We start from the raw sequence: 23,137 nt of genomic DNA, 5'->3' as shown, positions 1-23,137 counted from the left end.
TGTTACTCCTGGGTCAGATCTCGAACGTGGGGGTCAGGAAGGCGGACGAACCGTCGGCGGGCTCGAAGCGGAGCCGGATGAGGCCGGCGGGCAACGAGGTGAGCTCGAAGCGACCCGAGGCCCCGAGGGTGACAGCGACGATCGGCGTACGGACGTCGTCGGCGCGGACGGCGCGGACGGTCATGGGCGAGCCGGGGACCACCCAGCCGTCGAGGCGGGCGGTGGTGTCGGTGTCGGATGCGACGCGTACGAGCACGTCGACGCCGGACTGCGCGAAGCGCAGTGTGTAGGCAGAGCGGGCGGAGGCAGGGGCGGCGGAGCGTACTCCGGCCGCCTCGGCACCCGAGGACTCCACCAGGAGCATCAGCTCCAGGTCGAGACCGAGCCCGGACTCCTCGGCGGCGCCGGCGGCGGCCGCCTGCATCCGGGAGATCAGGCCACCAGGAACCGGATCACCGGCAACATAAGCCTGTCGAACCAGACCCAACAGCTCTTCGCGAGTGGGCTCCTCCGAGCGACCCATCACGACACCTCCCCTTCATCGAGCACAGCCCGAAGTGCGTCCCGCAGCTTCCCGAGACAGCGGCCGCGGGTGGGGCCGATGCTGCCGATGGGCATCTGGAGCTCTTCGGCCAGGCCGGCGTAGTCGGGCCGGTCGGAGAAGGCGATCACACGCAGCAACCGCCGGCATCGCTCGGGCAAGCCCTCCACGGCCGCCCAGATGAGGGAGTTGCGGTCGCCCTCGACGACCAGCGACTCCGCCGAGCGCTGTGTCGGGACGCGGGACTCGAGCGCCTCGTCCTCCACAGGTACGTCACGCCCGGATCGCTTCGCGACCCGCCAGGCCTCGCGGCGCGTGGTCAGAGTGAGCCAGGCGCCGACGGCCGCGGTGTCGAGGATCGAGGAGTGCTTGCGTACGAAGGTGAGCCAGGTGTTCTGGACGACGTCCTCGGCCTGCTCCTGGGTGAGCCGGTAGGAGCGGGCGACCTGCCACAGGACGGGGGTCATCGTCGCGACCAACTCGTCGAGAGCGGCGGAGTCACCGCTGAGCCAGCGGTCGAAGTCGGCCGTGGCCCGGGACCATACGGTCACGGGTGCGTCGGCATGACCGATCCCCCGTGGTACCCGTGTCACAGTCCCCTCCTCGACCGGCGGCCTCCGCATCGGCGGCGAGCCGTTGGGGGGCCAGACGACGCGCGGGCGCGCCATCGTGGTGGTCATAGTTGCTGTCACGACTATAAGGAGGCCCAGGCGCCAGCCGTGATACATCTGGTCGCCGACAATAGCGGCTCAGCGGGCATGACTCACTAGGGAGCGGCGCGATTGCCGCCGATTGTCCCCACATTGGGGCGGATTCGACCCTACCGCCGGAGCGGGTAGCCTTCTGCGGGTGAGTCTCACCGTGCGCCCCATCACCGCTGCGGAGCATCTCGCCTTCATCGAGAAGCAACCCAGCGTGAGCTTCCTCCAGACCCCGTCGTGGGCCAGGGTCAAGACCGAGTGGCGCTCGGAGTCGATCGGATGGTTCGACAGCCTGCAGGGCGGAGCCCTCGTCGGCGCCGCGCTGGTGCTGCACCGGCCGGTCCCGAAGCTGGAGCGGTTCACCCTCGCCTACCTGCCGGAAGGTCCGAGCATCGACTGGTCGGGCGATCTCGCTCCGTGGCTGGATCCGCTGGCGGCGTACCTGAAGAAGAACGGTGCCTTCGGCATCCGGATCGGCCCGCCGGTCACCACGGCGACCTGGAGCGCGGCGCAGGTGAAGGACGGCATCGCCGACGACACCGTGCAACGACTCAACCAGCTCACCCCGACACATCGCGACGCCACCGGCGCGCGCGTCGTCTCGCAGCTCAGGGCGGCGGGTTGGCGGCTTCAGTCCCCCGAGGACGGCTTCGGCGCAGGGCAGCCGCAATACAACTTCGTCATTCCGCTGGCCCACGAGGACGGCACCCCGAAGACCGAGGACGAGGTCCTCAAGGGGATGAACCAGCTCTGGCGCCGCAACATCAAGAAGGCCGCCAAGATGGGCGTCGAGGTGACCGTCGCCTCCCCCGTCGACCCGGCGGACGGCGACTTCGAGGGTGACCTGAGCGCCTTCCACGATCTCTACGTCCACACCGCGGCCCGCGACCACTTCACGCCCCGGCAGCGCAGCTACTTCAGCACCATGTTCTGGGCGATGTCGAACGAGGACCCGGAGCGGATCAAGCTCTTCCTGGCGCGGCACGAGGGCGACCTGGTCGCCGCCACGATCATGGTCCGCGTCGGTCAGTACGCCTGGTACTCCTACGGCGCCTCCTCGACCGAGAAGCGAGACGTACGTGGCTCCAACGCCCTCCAGTGGGCGATGATCCAGGACGCCATGGCCGCCGGCGCGACCACCTACGACCTGCGCGGCATCACTCCGACGCTCTCCACCGACGACTCCCACGTGGGGCTGATCCAGTTCAAGGTCGGCACCGGTGGCCAGGCGGTGGAGTACGCCGGGGAGTGGGACCTGCCGCTGAACAAGCCGATCTACACGGCCTTCGATGTCTACATGAAGAGGCGCTGATCTCCGTATGCCGCTGAAACTGACCGTTGACGCCGATCGCTGGCGCAAGCACGTCCAGACCTTCGCCGAGGCGACGCCTGGCCTGGTCCCGGTGGCGAAGGGCAACGGCTACGGCCTCACCCTGCGCAAGCTCGCCCACCAGACCGAGTGGCTCACCAGCCTCGGCACCGGCGTCGACACGCTCGCGGTCGGCACCTACAACGAGGTGTGGGAGGTCGCGACCCGGTTCAGCGGATCGATCTACGTCCTGACCCCGTGGCGGCCCTACTCGCCCGAGATCAACCCGGAGATCGCCGACAGGGTGATCCACACGATCAGCCGCCCCGAGGACCTTCCGCTGCTGCTGGAGCGCCAGCCCGGCGCGCGCGTCATCCTCGAGCTGGTCACCTCGATGCGGCGCCACGGGATGACGCCGAGCGACCTGTGGCCGACCGCCACGGTCGCCCGTGAGCACGCCCGCTTCGAGGGCATCACCATGCACTTCGGCCTCGACGGCGGTTCGCTTGCCGAGGTACGCGCCCAGATGGACGCCGTCGTGGGTGCCGAGGCGAAGACGGTGTGGGTCTCCCACCTGAGCGCCAACGAGCTCGCCCAGCTGCGCGCGGCCTACGGCGACATCACCTTCCGGCCCCGCGTCGGCACCGCGCTCTGGCTCGGTGACCGCGGCGCGCTCACCGTGACCGCGACCGTCGAGGACGTGCACCCGCTCGAGCGGGGATACTCCTACGGCTACCGCGGCCGCACCGCGATGCGCGCGGGTCATCTGGTCGTCGCCTCCGGCGGCACCGCCCACGGGATCGGGCTCGAGGCGCCGCTGGGCGACACCCACCTGCGTTCCCGGGCCCTCGCGGTCGCCCGCGGTGGGCTCGACGCCATGGGGCAGTCGCGCTCGCCGTACACGCTCGACGGCAAGGCGCTCTGGTTCGCCGAGCCGCCGCACATGCAGGAGTCGATGCTCATGCTTCCGTCGGGCGCGCGTGTGCCGGAGGTCGGCGAGGAGCTCGAGGTGCGGGTGCGTTACACCGCGACCTCGTTCGACGAGATCGTCCTGGATTCCTGAGTCTCCGCGCGGGCCTCGGTCCACCGGACCGGATCGCGCCACGGCTCATAGATCTCTCGGACCACGACCGCGATCAGGTAGATCTCGGCGGCGACCCGGGCGATGATCGCGAACCAGTAGACGGGCTGGTCACCGCCGCTGCTGGCCAGCAGGTCGGCGAGATACCACCAGACCGCGACGAAGTAGAAGAGCTCACCGGCCTGCCAGATGAGCTGGTCACGCCAGCGCGGCACGGCGAGTACGGCCAGCGGCAGCAGCCACAGGACGTACTGCGGTGAATACACCTTGTTGACCAGGAGAAACCCGGCGACGATCAGGAAGCCGAGCTGCGCCAGCCGCGGTGTCTCATGGGCCGTCAGACCGATGATGAGTACGCCGCTGCACCAGGCGATGAAGAAGGCCCAGGAGACGAGGTTGACCGTCTGTGCCGAGATCGTCGCGTCGGTGGCCTGCTGGAACACGAGCCACAGCGAACCGAGGTCGGGGCCGCGCTCGGAGTTGAAGCTCCAGAAGACCTTCCACTCCTCCAGGCCGGTGGCCATCGCGGGGAGGTTGGCGAGCACCCAGGCGAGGACCGTCGCCAGGGCGGCGACCGCCAGGTCGTAGTAGCGGCGGCGCCGGACGCAGATCACCACGAGCCCGCCGAGCAGGAAGAGCGGGTAGAGCTTGGTCGCGCAGCCGAGCCCGATGAGGATGCCGGTCAGCAGCGGCCGGTCGCGCGACCACGCCCACAGCGCGCCGGCCACGAAGACGACCGCCAACATGTCCCAGTTGATGATCCCGGTCGCCGCCAGCACCGGAGCGAGCGCGAACGCGGCCGCGTCCCAGGGCCGTCGGCGGTGCGTACGCGCCAGGAACCAGGCGGAGAGCAGCGCCGCGACCGCGAAGCCGATCACGTTGACGATGATGAAGACCCGGATCTCGTGGTGCATGCCGGGCAGGCCCCAGAAGCTCGAGGTCTCCACGAGATGGCGCTCGTCCTCGTCGGGGGTGTCGGTCAGCCAGTCGGTGACGTGGGACGTGGCCCAGGCGTAGTAGGAGATGCCGACCGGATACTCCATCACCTGCTGGTAGCGCGCCCGGACCTCGGGATCGGAGGAGTAGGGCCACTCGTGCTCGGCCAGGCCCCGGTCGACGTAGAGATAGGGCAGGTCGGAGTAGCAGAAGTGGGTGTATCTGGTGTCGCCGTTGGTCCAGGTGGCGTTGTAGCAGGTCTGCTTGGAGACCATCCCGATCGCGAAGGTCAGCGCGGTCAGGAGCAGCACCAGGCCGACCGCGCTGAACCAGCGCCGTCGGCCGTGCGCGAGCCCGCCGAGAGGACCGCCCACCGCGGTGGAGGCGGTCCTGACGACCGGATCCTCCGCCGCCGGGGCGGTCACTGGACCATCTGTCACGAAAGTAGTGCCCTATTCGGTGGTGGTTCCGCCATTGCCGCCCCCATTATTGCCATCAGCCGGCGGGGAGGACGACTCGCAGTCGCCGAACCAGTCACACGCGGTCTCGGTGACGGTCGGGTCGGTCGCCTCGGGCTCATCCGGGGTCGCTGTCGCGCCCGGCTCGCCATCGGTGGCGCCGTCCGTGGGACTCTGGGTCTCCTCAGGCTCCTCGATCGGGATGCAGAGACCCTTGCGCTCGTCCTTCTTGGAGCAGTCCTCAGACGGCGTCGGAGTCGGCGTCGGGGTGGTGGTCAGCGACGGCTCGTGACCGTCCTGGGGCGCCTCGCCGTCCATCCAGGCCGGCTCCGGGAACTCCTCGAGGTCGAGGTCGTCGGTCAGCGTGCCCATGATCTTGGCCCACGTCTCGGCGGGGTACCCGGCTCCGAAATAGGAGTCGAGCCAGCCGTCCAGCTTGCCGGAGCCCTTGCCGCGAACGTACATGACTGCGGTGGACAGCTGGGGCGTGTAGCCCGCGAACCATGCCGACGAGACGTCGTCGTTCTGGTTGGTCGCGGTGCCGGTCTTGCCGGCGGCCGGCTGGTTGATCACGCCGGCCGTCTGGCCGGTGCCGTCCTTCACGACCTGCTGCAGGGCGTAGGAGGTGTCGTCGGCGGCGTCCTCGGACATCGCCCGCTCCTCGCCGTCACGCTGGTCCCACTCGTAGACGACCTCGCCCTCCGCGTTGACCACCTTCGAGACGAGGTGGACGGTGTTGCGCACGCCGCCGTTGGCGATGGTCGCGTAGGCGTTGGCCATGTTGATCGGGCTGATCGCCTGACGACCCAGCGTGAGCAGATAGTTGTTCGGGTCGAAGTCGACCGAGTAGGCCGGGATCGAGCGGTAGTCGGCAGGCGCGTTCTCTGCGTGCTGCTCGTCCGGTGGCAGGCCGGCCTTGACCGCCATGTCGTAGACATCTTCGCTGCCGTTGGGCAGCGCGGCCGACATCTGGACGAAGGAGGTGTTGACCGACTCCTCCATCGCCTTGATCCCGGTGATGTGCTTGCCGTAACTGTGACCCGTTGGGTCCGCGTCGCTCTGACCTGAGTTTCGGACCGTGCCACCCCCGGCGTACTCCAGACCACCCTCACCGGTCCAGGTGTCCTTGAGCGAGTAGCCAGCCTCGAGCGCCGCGGCGAGCGTGAACGGCTTCATCGTCGAACCGGCCATGCCGCCCGAGGCCGCCCAGTTGATCTGGGAGTCGAGGTAGTCCTGGCCGCCGTAGAAGCCCTTGAGCGCACCGGTCTTCACATCGACCGTGGCGGCGCCCACGTGCAGCTCGTTCTCCGGGTGCTTGGCGTTGACCGCCTTCTTGTCCTCAGGACGTACGTCTCTGACGGCATCCTCCGCGGCCTTCATCGCCTTCGCGCTGAGCGTGGTGGTGACCTTCAGTCCCTTGCTGTCGATCTCCTCCTCGGTGAAGAGGGGCTCGCCGTTCTCGTTCTTGAGGGACTTCAGCTCGTTCTTCACCAGAGTGAGCGCGTGACCCTTCTGGCCACCGAGACGGCTGTCGCCCTTCGGCTTGGGGAACTTGGGCAGCGCCGCCTTCGCCTTCTCGAGGGTCGCCTCGTCGTAGTCGCTGAGCGCCTTGCCCTGGGCCTTGAGCTCGCCCATGCCCTTGAGGACGTACTGATAGCGGCCCAACAGTTCGGTGCCACCGGCGTCCGCGCCGGCCTTCTCCGGGTCGAACCCGTTCGGGTTGTTGAGGATCGCGGTGAGGGCTGCGGCCTCCTTGATGTCGAGGTCCTGGGCCGACTTGCGGAAGTAGGTCTTCGCCGCGGCCTGGACGCCGTAGGCACCGCGTCCGAAGTAGACGGTGTTGAGGTAGCCGGTGAGGATCTCGTCCTTGGACTTCTGCCGGCTGATCTTGAGCGAGATCACCGCTTCCTTGACCTTGCGCGAGTAGGTGCGCTCCTGGGTCAGGTAGAGGTTCTTGACGTACTGCTGGGTGATCGTCGAGGCGCCGCCCTGGCTGCCGGTGGTGGCGTTGGAGAAGAGCGTGCGCGCGATGCCCTTGAGGTCGATGCCGTTGTTCTCGTAGAAGCTGCGGTCCTCGGCGGCCACGGCCGCGTCCTTCACGAGCGCGGGCATCTCGTCCACGCTCAGCGCGTCACGGTTCTGGTCGCCCGCCTGGAAACGGCCGACCTCCTTCTTGCCGCCGGCGTAGTAGACGAAGCTCGACTCGGCCTGGAACGCCGCGTTGGCGCTGGGGACCGAGATCATGTTGTAGGAGATGATCACCGCCGCGCTGCCGATCAGCGCCATGACCAGGGCGAAGATCGCCGCGGCCTTGCCGATCCGGACCGCCAGGCCCTTCTTGTCGACCTCCGGGTCGTTGAACCGGTCCAACGCCGCGCCGAAGGCGGCCTTGGGGTCACGCTTCTGGCGACCGGGACCACCCTGATCGGGACCCGCGGGCCGTTGGCCGAGGCGGTCGACCGGCGGCTCGCCGGGACGACGGGGGCCGGGGTAGGGCTGGCGCTGCCCGGGACGGGGACCACCGGGAGGCATCGGGCGCTGGGCGCCACGGGGCTGAGGACGGCCGCCTGATGGCTGGCCCTGCGGAGAACCCTGCGGACCGCCCTGGGGGCGGCGCGGTGCCGGCGGACGACCGCCCGGACCACCCTGCGGTGGGCGCGGTCCGCCCTGGGGTCGTCCTTGCTGCCCACCGAGATTGGATCGACGGGGACTGGCGCTACGGGGGCTGGGCCTTTGAGAAAAGCCGCCGGATGGGTCGCTCACGGGTGTTGCACTGCTCCTGTGACTGCCCGGCACGTGACCGGACGGGCTGACACTGACAATCCCCCGACGTCGCTGAATCCCCCCGAGGGAATCCCATCAACCTGACGCGCGACGCTTGCCTGACTTCCCCGGGTGGTTCCTCGGGTAGGTGAACGGCAGCCATCAGCGTACGCAATCGACGCTAGCGCTCCCGCATCCACGCCCAGCGCGCCCCAAGTCACCCGACGTCAACAGTTCGGTGACGGTTGCATCGAAGTGGTCTCTTCAGACGTAATCAGACAAGACTTAGGTCTCTATTTGCCATCACGGATATATCGGTACGATAGGTCGTATGGCACGTCGCGCAGAGACGATCGAGTTGGCAGTCCTTGGGCTGCTGCACGAGTCGCCTATGCATGGCTACGAGCTGCGCAAGCGGCTCAACCTGATGCTGGGCTGGGGGCGAGTGCTGTCGTACGGCTCGCTCTACCCGGCTCTGAAGAAGATGCTGCGCAAGCACCTCATCGAAGAGGAGGCGCAGTCCGTCACGCCGGTGACCCGGCGGCCGCGGATCGTCTACCAGCTGACGCCTGCCGGAGAGCGTGAGTTCACCCAGCTCATGTCCGAGGTCGGTCCGATGGCTTGGGAGGACGACAACTTCGACATCAGGTTCGCGTTCTTCGGTCGCACCGACATGGAGATCAGGCTTCGCGTCCTCGAAGGACGTCGCAGCCGGCTCCAGGAGCGGCTCGACCGGGTTCAACGCGAGCTTGCCATGACCCAGAAAGAGGTCGACTCCTACGCCCGCGAGCTTCAGCGTCACGGCGTCGAGTCGGTCGAGCGGGAGGTCCGATGGCTCTCCTCTCTGATCGACGCCGAACGCAACCCCAGGCCTGCGAACGACGAGCAGGCAGCGGGTCGGGGGGATCTGGGGGATGACGATGGCGTACGCGACGAAGCGGACGTCTCGCGCACAGCGCAGAGCAGCCAAGAGAACGAGTGATGACCTCCTGGCCGGTGACGGCCAGGAGTATTGGAAGGAGCCCCGAATGGGTTCGGTTCGTGTAGCAATCGCGGGAGTCGGCAACTGCGCCAGCTCCCTGGTCCAGGGTGTGGAGTACTACAGGGACGCCGACCCGGCGGGCAGCGTCCCGGGCCTCATGCACGTCAAGTTCGGCGACTACCACGTCTCTGACGTCGAGTTCGTCGCCGCCTTCGACGTCGACGACAAGAAGGTCGGCAAGGACCTCTCCGAGGCGATCAACGCCTCCGAGAACAACACCATCAAGATCGCCGACGTCCCGTTCAAGGGCGTCGAGGTCCAGCGTGGTCCCACGCTCGACGGTCTGGGCAAGTACTACCGGCAGACCATCTCCGAGTCGGGCCTCGACCCCGTGGACGTGGTCTCGATCCTTCGCGAGAAGGAGGTCGACGTCCTCGTCTCCTACCTTCCGGTCGGCTCGGAAGAGGCGGACAAGTTCTACGCCCAGTGCGCGATCGACGCGGGCGTCGCCTTCGTCAACGCGCTGCCGGTCTTCATCGCCTCCGACCCCGAGTGGGCCGCGAAATTCGAGGCCGCCGGCGTCCCGATCGTCGGTGACGACATCAAGTCGCAGGTCGGTGCCACCATCACCCACCGCGTCATGGCCAAGCTGTTCGAGGACCGCGGCGTCGCGCTGGACCGTACGTACCAGCTCAACGTCGGCGGCAACATGGACTTCAAGAACATGCTCGAGCGCGAGCGCCTGGAGTCCAAGAAGGTCTCCAAGACCCAGGCCGTGACGTCGAACCTGACCGGCGAGCTGGCCGACAAGATCGACAGCCGGAACGTGCACATCGGCCCGTCCGACTACGTGCAGTGGCTCGATGATCGCAAGTGGGCGTACGTCCGGCTCGAGGGCCGCGCGTTCGGTGATGTCCCGCTCAACCTGGAGTACAAGCTCGAGGTCTGGGACTCCCCCAACTCCGCCGGCATCATCATCGACGCCGTCCGTGCCGCCAAGATCGCCAAGGACCGCGGCATCGGCGGCCCGATCATCCCGGCCTCGGCCTACCTCATGAAGAGCCCGCCGGTTCAGATCGAGGACACCGAGGGTCGCGTTCAGCTGGAGGCGTTCATCCGCGGCGAGTGACCCTCTGCTGTTGAGCTGCCCCGGGTGCCTGGCACCCGGGGCAGTCGCATTTCAGAAGCGGATCGCGTCGATGATCTTCACCCGCGCGGCGATCATCGCCGGGAGGATGCCCGCGATCGCGCCGACCGCGAGGGCGACGGCGAGGCCGAGGAACGCCGCCGAGAGCGGGAAGGGCGGGACGTCGTCGATGCCCTGGAGGACATACTTCTGCACCAGCGGGTTCTTGACGGCGGCCACGGCCAGGAGCACGCCGACCACGCCAGCGACGACGGTGGCCACGACGCTCTCCATCAGCACCGAGAAGAACACCCGCCCCGTGGTCGCCCCGAAGCTGCGCCGGATCCCGATCTCCCGGATCCGCTGCTGGATGGTGACCAGGGCGATGTTGAGCAGGCTCAGGGCGCCGAGCAGCAGGATGATCCCGGCGATCCCGATGATCACCCACTTGATCGGGCCGATCGGGTCCTCACCGCCCCACGCCATGTAGTCGTCGCGCTGGGCATCGACCTGGAGTCCCGGGAGCTCGGCGCGCATCGCCATGCCGATCTCGCCGGCGAGCTCGTCGGCGCCGTCGATCGGCACCCACATCTCGTAGCTGGCGTCCGTGGGGGCTCCGGCCTGCCAGTGCTCCAGCGAGTCGGCCAGCATGAACGCGCGTGGCGTGCCGTAGCCCCGCAGGCTCGTGACGCCGATGATCGTGGCGGTCACCGACATCCCCTGGCCTTTCAGGTCCACCGACGTCGGCAGCTGCGTGCCCCGCAGACCGAGCTTCTTCAGGAACGTCTCGTCGACCACGAGCGCCGGGGAGAGGCGCTCCTCGTCCGAGGCCTGCAGCCAGCGGCCCTGCGGCACCACGACCCGGTGGATGGCAGCATACGCAGGGTCGACCCCCATCAGCTCGACCCGCTTGCTGCTGCTCGCGGTGGTCGCCTTGATGTCGTAGGCGGAGATCCTCGCCGACGCGTACTTCACGTCGAACCGCTCCGCGACCGTCTGGAACGCGGGCCGGACCCGCTCGACGGAGAGCGGCATGCCGCTTTGGGGGTCGTAGGCCATGACCGAGATGTGCGCCGGCCGTCCGTCGACCTCGTAGGACTCGGTGAACATCTGCTTCGCGATCTGGCCGGCCGCGACGGTCGCGGTGATCGAGGCGACGGCCACCGCCACCCCGACCAGCGACAACAGCACCCGGAGCCGGTGGATGCGCAGCTCCTGCCATGCCTCGACGGTCGAGGCGGCCAGGCCGGTGACGAGACGCGCCAGGTTGCTTCTCACGCCGCTGCCTCCTCGGTCAGTGGGTGCAGCCGTCCCTCGGCGAGCCGGAACCGCCGCCTGGCCAGGGCGGCGACGTTCTGGTCGTGGGTGATCGTGATCAGCGCCGCGCCGGAGTCGTACGTCGCCTGGTCGAGCAGCTTCATCACCATCGCGCCGGTCTCGACGTCGAGCGCCCCGGTCGGCTCGTCGGCCAGCACGACCGACGGCGTCCGGACCAGGGCGCGGGCGATCGCGATGCGCTGCTGCTCACCGCCCGAGAGGAACTGCGGCATCGCGTCGAGCCGGTCGCCGAGACCGACCTTGTCGAGCATCGTCGCCGCGATCCGGCGCCGCTGCCAGAACTCCTTGCCCGAGGCGTACAGGAGCGGGGCCATCACGTTCTCCAGGGCCGTACGCCCCGGCAGCAGGTTGAACTGCTGGAAGACGAACCCGACGTCCCGGCCGCGGATCCGGGCGGCCTGGTGGTTGCTGATGTCGGTGACATTGCGACCTGCCCATTCCAGGGTGCCGCCGGTGGGCCGGTCCAGCAGGCCTAGCAGGTTCAGCAGCGTCGACTTGCCGGTGCCGGAGCGGCCGACGATGCCGACATGGTCGCCGCGGCTCACGTCGAGGTCGACGCTGGTCAGGATGTGCAGGTCCTCGCCGTCGGGGAGCTCGACCGTGCGGGCCACGCCGGTGAGCCTCAGCAGCTCCTCCGCGCTCACATCTCCCCCGCCGGCATCTCCTCGGTCATCCCATCGCCCATCCCGCCGCCAGACTCCTTCGAGCCCGGGACGTACCGCAGGACCGAGTCGCCGGCCTTCAGCCCGCTGGTGACCTCGACGAGCTTGCCGTCGGTGACACCGAGCTTGACCGGCTGCTCGGTCGGGGTTCCGTCCTCACCGACGACCCAGACGGCGCCGTCGCCGACCAGACCGGTGACTGCTGTGACGGGGATGGTGACGACGTCGCCGTCGCTCTTGCCGGCGTCGATGGCCATGGTCATGGTCAGACCGTCGAAGACGGTGACCTTCTCCGGCACCAGGCAGCTGATCCGGGCGCCTGCCCCCGAGTCGCCCTCGGCTCCCGGCTCCCCTTCCATCATCTCGCCCTCGGGCTCGTCGCTGGTGATCGTCTCGGTCGCCGCGTCGCCGATGCTCAGGTCGGTGCAGGTGAACGGCTTCGGGCCGCTCTCGATGGTCACCGTGGCCCGGTCCGGGTTGCTGGCCAGCCGGTAGCGGTCCAGCGGCGAGATCGCGCCGACCGCGTGGAAGGTCGTGGGACGGATCGAGACGACCACCCCGTCCTCGGTCACCTCGCCCATCAGCTCGGCGGCGTAGTTGCCGACGATGCCGGTGGCGGGCGCGACGACCGTGTACCAGTGATAGACGGGCTTGGGCGTCGGCGGCTCGACCGGTGCGTCGTCGCGATCGCCGTCGCCGGCGGCGTCATCGACGTTCCCGGGCTCCTCCTCGACCGGCTCTTCGGCGGGCTCGGCCTCGGCGGGCTCCTCCTCGGCGCGGACCTGGAAGAGCTTGTCGCCCTTCTTCACCTTGGCGCCGGTCTCGGCGAACCTGTGCGCCAGCACGCCGGTGACCGAGCTGGTGGCGGAGACCGGCTTGTCGATCACGATCGTCCCGTCGACCGTGAGCGCGTTGGAGATGGTGCCCTTCTCGACGACGACCTCCTCCGGCGGGATCTTCCCGGTCGGCGTCAGTGGCGCCCCGTCGGCATCCTGCGTCGAGCCGGTGAACGCCAGCTTGAAGAGGCTCACCGCGATGACCAGGCCGATCACGGCCCAGAACGACTTGAAAAGTACGCGGCGCACCGCCGTCTTCGACATGAACGGACTGTAGCCCTGTGATCTGGGTCGCGGCCGCCGAATTTCCACCGGGCTTGTCAACACTCCATCCACGTATGTCTCGAACACGTGTTTGATCCCCTAGACTCCGGGACCCGAACGATCGATCGCCTCAGGCACGGGAGACCCCCACGATGCGTCCCGACAACGACACGACCCACGAACGGACGACCCCGACCGGCAGGAGTTCGACAGGAGGGGGTCGCGGCCTCATCCTCTTCGGCGCGGTCTCGGTCGCGCTGATCTCGACGGCCGCCGCGTACGTCGCCATGGTCGGCTTCGGGCGGGACGTGCTCGCCATGGGCGCGATCAACGCCTATGCCTTCGCCGGCGTCTTCGAGCTCTCGCTGGTCACCGTCGCTCTGATGGCCCGCGAGGCGGCCCAGCAGGACCGGCCGGCTCAGACGCTGCTGACCCTGACCTGGCTGCTGTCTGCGGCGTCCGGGTTCTTCGCCGGCTGGCACGAGATCCACCTCGGCCACGCCGCCACCGCCGCCGCGTTCCGGTTCATCGTGCCGCTCCTGGCGGCTCTGATGTGGCACCTCGCGCTCGTCGGTGACCGCCACCTCGCCATGGAACGCTCCTGGTCCGACCTGCGGATGGGCGCCCGGATGCACGCCCTCCTGGCCACCCGCGTCGAGTGGCGCCGGGCTCGCGACACGGCGGTGCGGAAGCGTACGGCCTCCTCCCGCCGGAAGCTGGAGCGCGCGCAGAAGCGCTACTGGCGCGCCGAGGCGGTGGCGCTGCGGTCGGTCGCGCCGGGCGCGATGCGCGACCAGATCACCCAGTGGGTCGACGCTTTCGCCGCCGTCGCCGAGGGCACCCGCCAGGCCGACCGGCTCCCGATCACCCTGCCCGACATCCACGAGGCGCTCAGCGTGCCCGTGGTGGAGCGGGTCTCTGCCGAGCAGATCACCGAGCCGCCCGAGCAGCACGACGAGCCGAACGACGAGCCGGTGCCGAACGACCTCGCCGACATGCCCCGTGAGGTGCAGCCGCCACGCGAGATCCGGACCCGCGAGATGGCCTCCGCCCTCGCCACCACCGATACGCGCCCGCGGGTCTCGAGCCGGGTGACCGAGGCCGCCCGCACCGCCGCCGAGGTCGCCCCGGGCGCCGGGATGGCCCCCGAGTTCAGCAACGGCCGCACCGCCACCAAGCCTGCCGAGGCCGACGGCACCCTGCTCGACCGGATCCCGTTCCCCGAGAACATCCCCGACCCCGAGCCGGCGATGGACTACCCCGACACGTTCCCTGATGAGATCGACGACCTGCTCGCGAATCTGCCAAACGACAACGCCCAGGCCGCCAGGGTCCTGGTCCGCGCCGGCGCCCGGGTGCCGGATGTGGCTGCCAAGTTGGGCGTCAGCCAGCGCACCGTCTACCGGTGGACCACCAACGCCCGCACCTGACCGCTGCCGATCGGATCAGCCCTCGAGGTCGGCCTTGAGCTTGGCGAGCGTCGTGGCCATGCCCGTACGCAGCTCCTCGGTGAACTTCTCCTGACCGCCAAGCACCGCATTCGTCAGCGAGCGGGAGAGCGCTGAGATGCCGTCCGGGGTCTCGCGGCGGTGGGTGACCAGGGACCCTTCAGCGGCCTCCTCGATCTGGAAGGACCAGATCGTCGTGTTCTCGGCGACTCGGAACGCGAAGTCGGAGTGGGGCGTGAAGCGTACGACCTTGGCATTGGTCGGCCAGTGCTTCCAGCCCTGACGGTTGATGTTGAAGAAGCGAGTGCCGTCCTTGACCTGGCCGAACACCACGGTCTTCACCACCTGCGGGCTCCACGAAGCCATCCGCGGCAGGTCCGTGATCGCGGCCCACACCTGAGCCGGGGTCGCATTGATGGCGGTCGTTGCCTCGAGATCTGTGATCGTCGTCATACGCGGAACCGTACCGTCAGTATGGCTCGATGGACAGTATGCGACCAGATGTCAACCGGGCCGGAACCGTTCGGTCAGGGGATGTTCCGGCGACGTTCGATCGAGTACGCGACATCACGTCCGGTCCCGCCGTCGCCGTAGTCGCTGCCGGTGCCGCCGTACAGACGGTCGTCGCTCCCGTTGCCGTAGAGCCTGTCGGCGCCGCCGGCACCGTACAGATAGTCGGCACCCCCGCCACCCTGGATCATGTTCGCGGCGCCGCTACCGGTCAACCGGTCGGCGTACGCACCGCCGGTGACGTTCTCGATCGCGGACATCCTGTCCGAACCGGCCCCGCCGGATGCCGACGTCATGGTCGAGGTGACACGCCCGGTCGCAGTGGTGAAGCTCGCCCTGTCAGTGCCTGATCCGCCATCGACCGAGTCGTTGCCGGAATCGCCGCGCAGGACATCGCTTCCACTGCCGCCGAGCAACCTGTCGTTGCCCCCGGCACCGACCAGCGTGTCGTTGCCGGCGCCGCCGACGATCACGTTGGCAGCGCCGTTGCCCGTCAGATTGTCCGCGTACCCGCCACCGGTGATGTTCTCGACGCCTGCCACCGTGTCGCTACCGACGCCGCCACCAGTGGCGCGGCTCATCGAAGCCGTGACTCGGCCCGTCGCGTAGTCGTAGAAGGCGGTATCGGTTCCGCTGCCGCCGTCGACCGCGTCGTTGTCAGCGTTGCCACGAAGGTTGTCGTTGCCCGTCCCACCGAGCACCCGATCATTGCCCGTACTGCCGTAGAGCGTGTCATTGCCGTCGCCACCAGACACCGTGTCTGCGCCTCCACCACCGTTGATGGTGTCATGGCCACCGCCACCGCTCAGCACGTTGCTACCGCCGTTGCCGGTGATCTGGTCGTTGAAGCTCGAGCCGGTCACGTTCTCGCAGCTGAACGCTCGGTCGTTGCCGCCACCACCAGTGACGTTGAACGCCGAATGGGGACTCGCGTCGGTGAACCTGATCGATGATCCGGCGGTGGCGTACGAGACAGTGTCGGTCCCGGTGTCGCACGCCAGGCTCTCATCGCCGTTTCCGCTGACCACCGTGTCGTTTCCGACGCCACCGCTGATCATGTTTGCACCCACACCACCCGACAGCAGATCGTCGCCGTCGCCGCCACGCAACACATTCGCCAATGCGTCACCGGTGAGGTTGTCGCGATAGCGGCTTCCGGTCAGGTTCTCGATGTCGGCCATCGTGTCGCTGCCACCGCCCCCAGTCGCCTTCGTCACCGAGGCCGTGACACCTGCCCCGGCCGACTCATACGACGCGGTGTCCTGGCCCGCACCACCTCGGATGACGTCGTTTCCCGGTCCGCCATCGATCGTGTTGTCTTCGGCGTCACCGCTGAGGATGTCATCGAAGCGGGTGCCGACCAGCGCGAGGCCCTTGACCGCCGGCATGGCGATGGTCTTCGTCGGAGTGGTCAGAGCAGCGTCGCCCAAGGCGTACGTCGCCGGCTCAGTCAGACCGGCCAGGCTGAGCCGATCCCCGACGTCGCCACCGGTGAGACTTCCTTGCTCGCCGGGCGCGCAATCGGGCGCGACTGCGGCATCGATCACGAACGTGTCGTCCCCGCTATTGCCGTGAACAGTGCACAGCCGCCCCGAGTAGATGACGTCGTTGCCACCGGATCCCCAGACCTTGACTCCTGGAGCCACCGTGAATGCGTCCCCGCTGCTGAAGGTGCCGACGGTGCCGTCGATGGTGACTGCCGTCGTCGCTCCGGAGACGACGTTTGCCGTCGGATCCACAAACGTGTCTACGGCAGGGCCACCGCGGAGCCAGTCATCTCCTGGGCCACCGTCGAGAACCGCGGGCTCTGGCCCTGCATAAAGACGATCGGCTGCCGGGGATCCGACGAGGTTCTCGACATCGTTGACATTGATCTTCCCTGCACCGGATTGGTAATAGATGGTCTCCGACCGAGGCTCTGCGATCAGCTCCACAGGATGGTCGACCCGGCTGAAGTCGAGCGTGTCAGCGCCCTCCCCGCCGAAGTAGGAGCCATTCGTGACCCACTCGGGATCCACCATGTCCGCGCCGTAGAGGACGTCGTCACCGAGCCCGCCTGAAAGCATCTCGTGGACGTTGTCTCGACGAGCGAGGTGATCATCTTGCGGGCTTCCTGTCACATGGGTGACCGAACACGGGATGCTGTCCATGCCCGCACCGGTGTCTTGGGACGTCGCCACTGAACCGATCTGAGCGCCACACAATGCGGTGTCGACGCGGACTCCGACCGGCACGTCGGAATAGAGGACTCGGTCGGCCATGCCGGAGCCTTCAACGGTGATCGTGTCGTCACCCATCCCCGGATAGAACAGGTCTCCGCCGGATCCGGCTTCAATCTTGTCGCTTCCGGGACCACCGAGCAACGCGTCATTGCCCGGGGATCCGATGAGCCGATCGTTCCCCGCATCGCCGTAGATCAGGTCCATATTCAGCGGAGTCGTGGAGCCCGTGCCTCCGCCGAGGCCACAGATGACATCGTCGCCGCCGAGACCATGGATGGTGTCGACGTTCGGCGTGCCGAGAATGACATCGTCGCCTTCTGTCGGTGCCGCGCCCTCCTGACTCAGGTCGACGGTTACCGCCAGGCCCGCACAGGTGCTCTGCGACACATCGTCGGCACCGGCCGGGGACGTGAGGACGAAACTGATGGCGGCGACACCGAGCGGCACGAGCGCGGCGTACATCGACATGCGAGGGCGTGACACGAGAAGGCCTCCGAGCCGGATCAGGGTGGGACGCACGCACTTCGGTGATCGACGGCTGCGCGACTGCTCAACGTATTGCCGAGATGCCCCCGTGGACATAGCCCGAACGGGTCATCCTGAACGCTCGGACCACCAGTCGAGGAGCCGCTTGGCGGCCTCGTCCTCGGAGAGGATTCCTTCGTCGAGGCGTAGGTCCATGAGGAACTTGTACGCCGCCCCGACCTCGCGCCCGGGAGGGATGTCGAGGAGCGACATGATCTGGTTGCCGTCGAGCGCGGGACGGAGGGCGGCGAGCTCCTCCTCCTCGGAGATCCGCTCGATGCGGGCCTCGAGGGCGTCGTAGGTGCGGGCGAGGCGGTCGGCCTTGCGGCGGTTGCGGGTGGTGCAGTCGGCGCGGGTGAGCACGTGGAGCCGCTGGAGCTGGTCTCCGGCATCCCTCACATAACGACGGACCGCGGAGTCGGTCCATTCACCGTCGCCGTAGCCGTGGAAACGCAGGTGCAGCTCGACGAGCGAGGAGACCGCCTCGATCTCGTCGTTGGAGAAGCGCAGCGCCTTCATCCGCTTGCGGGTCATCTTGGCGCCGACGACGTCGTGGTGGTGGAACGAGACCGTCCCGTCGTCGTGGAACTTTCGGGTGCGCGGCTTGCCGACGTCGTGCATCAGCGCCGCGAACCGCGACACGAAGTCGGGGCCCCCACCGAGACGCGCCTCCTGGTCGATCGACTGCTCGAGCACGGTCAGCGTGTGCTCGTAGACGTCCTTGTGCCGGTTGTGCTCGTCGCGCTCCATCCGCAGCGCGGTCAGCTCGGGCAGCACCAGCTCGGCCAGACCGGTCTCGACCAGCAGCGAGAGGCCACGCCGCGGGTACGGCGCGCAGATCAGCTTCACCAGCTCGTCGCGGACCCGCTCGGCGGAGATGATCGAGATCCGCGATGCCATGTCCTTCATCGCGGCGACGACCTCGGGCGCGACCGTGAAACCGAGCTGGGCGGCGAACCGTGCCGCCCGCATCATCCGCAGCGGGTCGTCGGAGAACGACGCCTCCGGCGTCCCCGGCGTACGCAGCACCCGGGTCGCCAGGTCGACGACGCCGCCGTAGAGGTCGACGACCTCACGGCCAGGAAGCCGCACCGCCATCGCGTTGACGGTGAAGTCGCGGCGTACGAGATCGTCGGCCAGCGATGTCCCGTAGGCCACCGCGGGCTTGCGGGAGTCGGCGGCGTAGGCCTCGGAGCGGTAGGTGGTGACCTCGATCTGCCACGGGCCCTTGCGGGTGCCGATGGTGCCGAAGTCGCGGCCCATGTCCCACAGCGCCTCGCCCCACGTACGCAGGATCTTCTCGGTCTCCTCGGGGCGGGCCGAGGTGGCGAAGTCGAGGTCGTTGTGCGGCCGGCCGAGCATCGCGTCGCGGACCGGGCCGCCGACGAGCGCCAGCTCGAAGCCCGAGCGAGCGAAGACCTCACCTAGGGAGTCGATGACCGGTGCGATACGGTCCAGTTCAGCAGTCACCGATCGCTGAACATCGGCGACGCTGATCGGGGGAAGCTGGCTGTCGGACACAACGCCGCAGTCTACGAGGACCGCACCCCCTGAAAGATATTCTCGAAGTCATGCCAGTCCGCCAGCATCAGGCGAGGCCGCCACGGCCACGTGGGCGAGTCACCGCCGCACTCGTCCTGGTGCTGCTGGCACCCCTTCTGCTGATGCTGTCCGCGACCACGCTGGCCGCGCCTGCCCGGGCCGCGGAGGAGACCGCCGAGCCCGACCCGCTCGCGATGAGCATCGACGAGCTCGACACGGTCAGCCTCGACGGCCGCACCAAGGGCCGGATCACCCTCCGCGGCAAGGTCACCAACACCACCGATGAGGAGTGGCACGGCGTCAAGGTCTACCCGTTCGTCGGCGACACGCCGATGACCACCTCCGAGGAGCTGGCCGAGGCCGCCGAGATGCCCGCGGACTCGCTGGTCGGCGAGCGGATCGTGACCGAGGGGACGTACGCAGCGATCCCCGACCTCGCGCCCGGCGAGACCTACTCGTGGTCGCTCTCGGTGCCGCGCAAGCTGCTGGATGTCACCGAGCCCGGGGTCTACTGGTTCGGGGTCCACGCGCTCGGCTCCACCACGCCGAACACCGCCGACGGTCGGGCACGCACCTTCCTGCCGCTGGTCAAGGAGCCCAACAAGAAGGCCAAGGCCGAGAAGGTGTCCCTGGTCATGCCGCTGCGGCGCAGCGTGGTCTACAACGGCGACGGCAGCGTGAACTACCTCCCGGGCTGGACCCGCGACCTGGGCGTCGGCGGACGCCTCTTCCGGATGCTCGAGACCGGCGCCGAGATGCCCGATCTGACCTGGGCCATCGACCCCGCGCTGATCGATGCCGTACGCAACCTCGCCGAGGGCAATCCCGCCCGCAACCTGGCGCCGACGGACGAGGGTGAGGAGGAGCCGGAGGAGAGCGGCAGCCAGAGTGCCTCGCCCTCGGCCTCCGCGCTGCTGCCGAGCCCCTCGCCCAGCACCGACACCGACGCCGAGAAGGCGCTCGACGAGGAGGCCGAGGCCGCGCAGAAGGCCGCGACGGTCTGGCTGGGTCGCCTCGAGGACGCGCTCGCCGGCCACAACCTGCTCGCCCTCCCGTACGCCGATCCGGACCTGTCCGCGCTCGCCACGACCGACCCCGACCTGCTGGCCACGGCGCGTGAGCACACCGCCCAGGCGCTCGCCGAGCTCGGCATCAAGGCGACCTCGGCCGTCGCTCCGCCGACCGGCTACCTCGACCGCGCCGCGGTCAACCTGCTCGAGCCAGGCGCGGTCAACCTGGTCAGCGACAGGATGCTCCGCGGCACCACGCCGGTCATCGCCGACCTCGACGGTCACCAGATGATCGTGACCTCCTCCAGCGCCGCCGCCGGCGGGCCCGGACCCAACGACCCCATCGACGCGATCTCGGTACGCCAGCGTCTCGTCGCCGAGGCGGCCCTGCTCCGCGGCTCCGGCAAGCCGCTCATCGCAGTCCTTCCCGACGGCTGGCACCCTCCACAGAGCGCTGCCTCGTTCGTCACCCCGTGGAACAAGGCCGCCTGGATCTCGTCCTCGACCCTGGACGAGGCCGTCGCCGGGCACAAGCCGACATCGATCACCGCCGACAAGCTCCGCTACCCCCGCCGAGAGATGAAGGCCGAGATCTCCACCGACCGGATCGACACGGCCAACGAGCTCATCGGCGCCGGCGAGATGCTGCAGCGGATCCTGACCCACAACGACGAGGTCGCGTCCGACATCGTCAACGAGGCGCTGACCTCGACCTCCTACTCCGCCCGCAAGGGCGACGCCGACCCGGCCGCCGACGCGCTCAGCCAGGTCAGCTCCGAGCTGAGCTCGGTCACCGTGGCCGTACCGCCGAAGGTGATCCTCTCCAGCATGAAGGGCGGCGAGTTCCAGGTCACCCTGAGCAACGAGCTCGACGAGCCCGTCACGGTGCGGCTGGACGCGATCACCGACGAGTCGCTGCGGGTCGCGACCTCCGAGCCCGTCCAGCTCGACGCCAACTCCAAGGCCAGCTTCAACCTCGCCGCGAGCATGCGCGACACCGGCACCCACACCGCCCTGATCGTCGTCACCGACACCAAGGGCAACCCGCTGGGCGCCCACGCCTCCGTCCCGATCCGCCCCTCGCAGGTGAGCGGAGTGATCTGGTGGTTCGTCGGGACCGGCTGCGCGCTACTGTTCGCGGCGATCGCCGTTCGTCTCACCCGGCGCATCATGAAAGCCAAGAAAGCACGTACGTCAGGAGTGTTGTGACAGCCACCGAGCAGAAGTCCGGCGGGAGCTCGGTCCTGGCCAACAGCGCCGTGATGGCCGCGGGGACGCTCTTCTCCCGGGCCAGCGGGTTCATCCGCTCCGCGCTCCTGGTCGCGGCGCTGGGTAACGGCATGCATGCCGACGCCTTCAACATCGCCAACACCGTCCCCAACATGCTCTACATCCTGCTGGCGGGCGGCGTCTTCAACGCGGTGCTCGTTCCTCAGCTGGTAAAGGCGCAGAAGAAGGACGAAGACGGCGGGGCGGCCTATACCAACCGCATCATCACGCTGGCGGGTCTCTTTCTCGGCGTCGTCACGATCGTCCTGGTGCTCGGTGCGCCGTTATTGATGAACCTCTACCTCGGCGACGGGTGGTACCTCGCGGCGAACGCGGCCGAACTGGAGTCGGCCATCGACTTCGCTCGGTGGTGCCTGCCGCAGGTCTTCTTCTATGGGATGTTCGTGCTGGTAGGGCAGGTTCTCAACTCCCGCGGCAGCTTCGGCCCGATGATGTGGGCCCCGATCGCCAACAACATCATCGCCATCTCGACCCTGGCGGTTTACCTGTTCGTCTTCGGTCCCGCATCGACCGGTGGGTTCACGACTGGCCAGGAGGCCCTGCTGGGTCTGGGCTCGACTCTCGGCATCGTCCTCCAGTTCCTGCTGCTCCTGCCGGTGCTGCACAAGACCGGCGTGCGCTACCGCCCGCGTTTCGACTTCCGCGGCGCCGGTCTGTCCCATACCGGTCGGCTGGCCGTGTGGACGGTGCTCTTCGTGATCGTGAACCAGGTGGCGTACACGATCGTGGTCAACCTCGCCTCGGAAGGTGCGGAGGCCAGTTCCGGCTACACGGTTTACACCAACAGCTTCCTGGTCACCCAGGTCCCGCACTCGATCATCACGGTCTCCCTGGCCACGGCGATTCTGCCGCTACTGTCGCGGTACGGCGCCGCCGGCGAGCTGTCCGAGCTGGGACGTACGCTCTCCAGGCAGCTGCGCAACGCGCTCGCCATCGTGATCCCGATCGCCGCGCTGCTCCCAGTGCTCTCCGTGGACATCGCCCAGCTCCTGTTCGGCTACGGCGCCGGCGCCGACTCGTACCGTCAATACGCCCCGACACTGTCGGTCTTCGCTGCTGGGCTGGTCTTCTTCACGATCCACTACCTGCTGCTGCGCGGCTTCTACTCGCTGGAGCAGAACCGCACCGTCTTCTTCATCCAGTGCTCGGTCGCCACCACCAACATCGTCGCCGCGCTGCTGCTGACCAGGGCCGTCTCCGCGGAGTACACCGCGCCCGCGCTCGCCGCCGCCTACACGCTGTCCTACCTGGTCGGCTCCGTCGTCTCGTACGTCGTGCTGAAGCGCACGCTCGGAGACCTGGACGGTCGCGGGCTGCTCGGGTTCCTCGCCCGCCTGGTCATGGTGACAGCTGTCGCCGCTGCCGCCGCATGGCTGCTCCGCACGGCGCTGGGCATGATCAACGACGAGCCGACGATGGTGCTGGCCTTGATCGGTGCCGCTATCGTCGGGGCGCTACATCTCGGCATGCTGCTCCTCGGGGCGCAGGCTGCCCAGGTCAAGGAGCTGAACACGATGGTGCAACAGGTCGCCCGACGGCTGCGTCGTTGAGCACCAGTCCTTGACCACCATCGGACAGCCTCCTCACTGTCTG

The 23,137-nt window shown here is 68.3% G+C and carries 17 protein-coding genes; 7 read left to right on the top strand and 10 right to left on the bottom strand.

All coding sequences use genetic code 11. The features are described from left to right. Window positions 1-13: 13 nt before the first annotated feature. The gene (locus OH802_RS04560) at window positions 14-523 is read right to left on the bottom strand and encodes a hypothetical protein (RefSeq protein ID WP_160158716.1); all 510 of its coding nucleotides are present in this window, start codon (window positions 521-523) and stop codon (window positions 14-16) included. Then, a complete protein-coding gene (locus tag OH802_RS04555; protein ID WP_406025525.1) occupies window positions 523-1,134 on the bottom strand; it encodes an RNA polymerase sigma factor in 612 nt (203 codons plus the stop codon). The genes OH802_RS04560 and OH802_RS04555 overlap by 1 nt, the downstream gene beginning before the upstream one ends. A gap of 256 nt (window positions 1,135-1,390) precedes the next feature. Here OH802_RS04555 and OH802_RS04550 point away from each other — a divergent pair, with 256 nt between their 5' ends. Next, the gene (locus OH802_RS04550; protein ID WP_406025523.1) at window positions 1,391-2,554 is read left to right on the top strand and encodes a lipid II:glycine glycyltransferase FemX; all 1,164 of its coding nucleotides are present in this window, start codon (window positions 1,391-1,393) and stop codon (window positions 2,552-2,554) included. A 7-nt stretch (window positions 2,555-2,561) separates the two neighbouring features. Further along, window positions 2,562-3,614: an alanine racemase gene (locus OH802_RS04545; protein WP_406025521.1), complete on the top strand. Its 1,053-nt coding sequence runs from the start codon at window positions 2,562-2,564 to the stop codon at window positions 3,612-3,614. Here the strand turns inward: OH802_RS04545 and OH802_RS04540 are convergent. Both OH802_RS04540 and OH802_RS04535 read right to left on the bottom strand, forming a co-directional pair. Continuing rightward, window positions 3,572-5,008 (bottom strand): glycosyltransferase family 87 protein, encoded by a 1,437-nt coding sequence (locus OH802_RS04540; protein WP_406025519.1) that lies wholly within the window; start codon window positions 5,006-5,008, stop codon window positions 3,572-3,574. The two genes, OH802_RS04545 and OH802_RS04540, sit on opposite strands and share 43 nt — an antisense overlap. A gap of 12 nt (window positions 5,009-5,020) precedes the next feature. After that, window positions 5,021-7,558: a transglycosylase domain-containing protein gene (locus OH802_RS04535; RefSeq protein WP_406025517.1), complete on the bottom strand. Its 2,538-nt coding sequence runs from the start codon at window positions 7,556-7,558 to the stop codon at window positions 5,021-5,023. 562 nt (window positions 7,559-8,120) lie between these two features. On the opposite strand from OH802_RS04535, the gene OH802_RS04530 reads away from it, so the two are divergent. Both OH802_RS04530 and OH802_RS04525 read left to right on the top strand, forming a co-directional pair. Beyond that, on the top strand, window positions 8,121-8,771 hold the full coding sequence (locus tag OH802_RS04530; protein ID WP_350665392.1) for a PadR family transcriptional regulator: 651 nt from the start codon (window positions 8,121-8,123) through the stop codon (window positions 8,769-8,771). Between the two features lie 46 nt (window positions 8,772-8,817). Further along, the gene (locus tag OH802_RS04525; RefSeq protein ID WP_406025515.1) at window positions 8,818-9,900 is read left to right on the top strand and encodes an inositol-3-phosphate synthase; all 1,083 of its coding nucleotides are present in this window, start codon (window positions 8,818-8,820) and stop codon (window positions 9,898-9,900) included. 51 nt (window positions 9,901-9,951) lie between these two features. On the opposite strand, the gene OH802_RS04520 is transcribed toward OH802_RS04525, so the two are convergent. The 3 genes from OH802_RS04520 to OH802_RS04510 are packed head-to-tail and all read right to left on the bottom strand — an operon-like array spanning window position 9,952 to window position 12,997. Beyond that, window positions 9,952-11,175: an ABC transporter permease gene (locus OH802_RS04520; RefSeq protein ID WP_406025513.1), complete on the bottom strand. Its 1,224-nt coding sequence runs from the start codon at window positions 11,173-11,175 to the stop codon at window positions 9,952-9,954. Then, window positions 11,172-11,879, bottom strand: coding sequence for an ABC transporter ATP-binding protein (locus OH802_RS04515; RefSeq protein ID WP_406025511.1), 708 nt, complete (start codon window positions 11,877-11,879; stop codon window positions 11,172-11,174). The genes OH802_RS04520 and OH802_RS04515 overlap by 4 nt, the downstream gene beginning before the upstream one ends. Beyond that, window positions 11,876-12,997 (bottom strand): hypothetical protein, encoded by a 1,122-nt coding sequence (locus tag OH802_RS04510; protein WP_406025509.1) that lies wholly within the window; start codon window positions 12,995-12,997, stop codon window positions 11,876-11,878. The genes OH802_RS04515 and OH802_RS04510 overlap by 4 nt, the downstream gene beginning before the upstream one ends. A gap of 152 nt (window positions 12,998-13,149) precedes the next feature. Between OH802_RS04510 and OH802_RS04505 the strand changes: the two genes are divergently transcribed. Next, window positions 13,150-14,427, top strand: coding sequence for a helix-turn-helix domain-containing protein (locus OH802_RS04505; protein ID WP_406025507.1), 1,278 nt, complete (start codon window positions 13,150-13,152; stop codon window positions 14,425-14,427). 15 nt (window positions 14,428-14,442) lie between these two features. Here OH802_RS04505 and OH802_RS04500 read toward each other — a convergent pair whose 3' ends face one another. From OH802_RS04500 to OH802_RS04490, 3 genes are all read right to left on the bottom strand, one after another. Next, window positions 14,443-14,898, bottom strand: coding sequence for an SRPBCC family protein (locus OH802_RS04500; RefSeq protein ID WP_406025505.1), 456 nt, complete (start codon window positions 14,896-14,898; stop codon window positions 14,443-14,445). Between the two features lie 74 nt (window positions 14,899-14,972). Next, entirely contained in the window at window positions 14,973-17,645 is a 2,673-nt protein-coding gene (locus OH802_RS04495) for a calcium-binding protein (protein WP_406025503.1), read from the bottom strand. Between the two features lie 126 nt (window positions 17,646-17,771). Continuing rightward, complete coding sequence (locus OH802_RS04490; RefSeq protein WP_406025501.1) at window positions 17,772-19,223, bottom strand: CCA tRNA nucleotidyltransferase; 1,452 nt, start codon at window positions 19,221-19,223, stop codon at window positions 17,772-17,774. 50 nt (window positions 19,224-19,273) lie between these two features. Here OH802_RS04490 and OH802_RS04485 point away from each other — a divergent pair, with 50 nt between their 5' ends. Next, window positions 19,274-21,463: a DUF6049 family protein gene (locus OH802_RS04485; protein WP_406025499.1), complete on the top strand. Its 2,190-nt coding sequence runs from the start codon at window positions 19,274-19,276 to the stop codon at window positions 21,461-21,463. Beyond that, complete coding sequence (gene murJ, locus OH802_RS04480) at window positions 21,460-23,094, top strand: murein biosynthesis integral membrane protein MurJ (protein ID WP_406025497.1); 1,635 nt, start codon at window positions 21,460-21,462, stop codon at window positions 23,092-23,094. Before OH802_RS04485 ends, murJ begins: the two co-directional genes overlap by 4 nt. The last annotated feature ends 43 nt before the right edge of the window (window positions 23,095-23,137 follow it).

Source organism: Nocardioides sp. NBC_00850 (genome assembly GCF_045207335.1).
Taxonomy (GTDB): domain Bacteria; phylum Actinomycetota; class Actinomycetes; order Propionibacteriales; family Nocardioidaceae; genus Nocardioides.
Note: the sequence above shows the minus strand (reverse complement) of the source record. Positions and strands in the feature narration are given on the sequence as shown.